General features: G+C 66.8%; 1 protein-coding gene. It reads right to left on the bottom strand.

Going from position 1 to position 1,638, the window contains the following annotated elements; genetic code table 11:
* Positions 1 to 108 precede the first annotated feature (108 nt).
* Positions 109 to 1,359, bottom strand: coding sequence for an IS701 family transposase (locus tag ACRDU5_RS10555; protein WP_526614444.1), 1,251 nt, complete (start codon positions 1,357 to 1,359; stop codon positions 109 to 111).
* Between the last annotated feature and the right edge of the window lie 279 nt (positions 1,360 to 1,638).

Below are 1,638 nucleotides of genomic sequence, written 5' to 3'. Positions count from 1 at the left end.
ACCCATCACCGTGCCGGTGCTGGGTCCGCCCCCACCACCGGCTCCGCCGCCCGGGGCACCGCCGCCGCCGTGATCGGTGCGGCCTAGTACTACAGCCGTAGATAGCGTTCATTGTTGTTGATGTTGTGTGCGGTGGTGGCTGGCGCGGGCTCGAGCTTGGTGTTTTCGGCGCCAGGTCGACCAGGCCAGGATGTCGGCGACGGCGTGCAGTGGCCGCAGCATCAGGGCGACGAAGAGTCGGCGGAATTCGTTGACTGTCAAGGTAATCAGCGATTCTGTGGGGGTCGAGCCGGACACTTCGGTGCGTCGTTGAGCGGCGGTGGTGACGGCCAGGAAGGCGTGCGCGAGCAGGGCCAGGGTGACCCAGCGGTGCCAGGAGGTCCAGGTTCGGACCTGGTGTTCGTCCAGCCCGGTCAGCCCCTTGCCGGTCTGGAAGGTCTCCTCGATTTTCCAGCGCCATCCGGCTACCCGCACGTAGTCGGCCAGAGTGACCGGATCCGGGCTGTAGCAGCGGTAAAAGGCGAGTTCACCGGTCTTGTCGTTACGGCGCACCAGCAGATGGTGATGGCCGGTGTCGGTGTCGCCGGCGATGTCGACCAGCGCCCAGGAGTACCAACGCTGCCCCTTGGCGCCGGTTCCGGCGCTGACCCGCCGCCAGGCCCGCCACGGCAGGGACCGCGCGAGCTCATCCACCCGCTGGGTGCCGGTCGTGGTGGACACGGTGCGGTTGGACCCGACCGCGTACACGTAGCCCAGCCCGCACCCGGCGGTGGTCATGCGCAGCTCGGGATCGGCGCCGTAGACCTCGTCGCCGGTGGCGAACCGCGTCGGGGTGCCTGCGGTCACCGCGCGGGTGATCATCCGCGCGGCCAGCTCGGGTTTGGTCGCGAATCCGGTGGCGGCGGGCACGTCGGCGCGTTCGCGCCGCCCGGGGTCGTCGACCCACGATTTCGGCAGGTACAGCTCGCGGTCGATAGGGGTGTGCCCGTTCGGCGCGGCGTAGGTCAAATACACTGCCACTTGGGCGTTTTCGATCCGCCCGGCGGTGCCGGTGTACTGGCGTTGGGTGCCCACGGTGCAGCCGCCCTTCTTCACGTCGCCGGTCTCGTCGACTACCAGCACCGCATCGTCGTCGCCGAGATGATCGACCACATAGCGACGCAGGTCATCCCGCACCGCGTCGGCGTCCCATCTCGCCCGCGCCAACAGATGCTGCAACCGGTCCGGGCTGGCGTGACCGCTGAGTTCGGCCAGCGTCCAACAATTCTTCTTCCCGATGTCAGAGACCAGCCCCAGCATCAACGCTCCAGCGTTGCGCAACGCCTCGCACCGCGTGAACCGCGCCGCGATCCGATCCATCACCTCATCGAAGCCACACCGCCACCGATCGATGTCTATGCTGTGTGCCGCGGCGGCTGCGGCATCATTGCTTTCGCCAGTTCTCACAAACTACGAAAGATGCCGCAGTCACCGCCCCTAACAGCGCAAACACGCCGACAACAATCGATCTACGGCTGTAGTACTAGTCCGTATGACTCTCGCAGCGCGTTGACCCGGCCAAGACCCTTGTTCCACTGCCGGGTGACGAGAAGGCGAATCGCCCAATTCCGTACTCGGCTCAGCGGGTTGGTGGACGGC

It is taken from the genome of Mycobacterium sp., assembly GCF_050701515.1.
GTDB lineage: Bacteria > Actinomycetota > Actinomycetes > Mycobacteriales > Mycobacteriaceae > Mycobacterium.
Note: the sequence above shows the minus strand (reverse complement) of the source record. Positions and strands in the feature narration are given on the sequence as shown.

Coding starts and splice junctions, on each gene's coding strand:
- ACRDU5_RS10555 (WP_526614444.1), bottom strand. CDS start 1,359: ATGGATCGGATCGCGGCGCGGTTCACGCGGTGCGAGGCGTTGCGCAAC.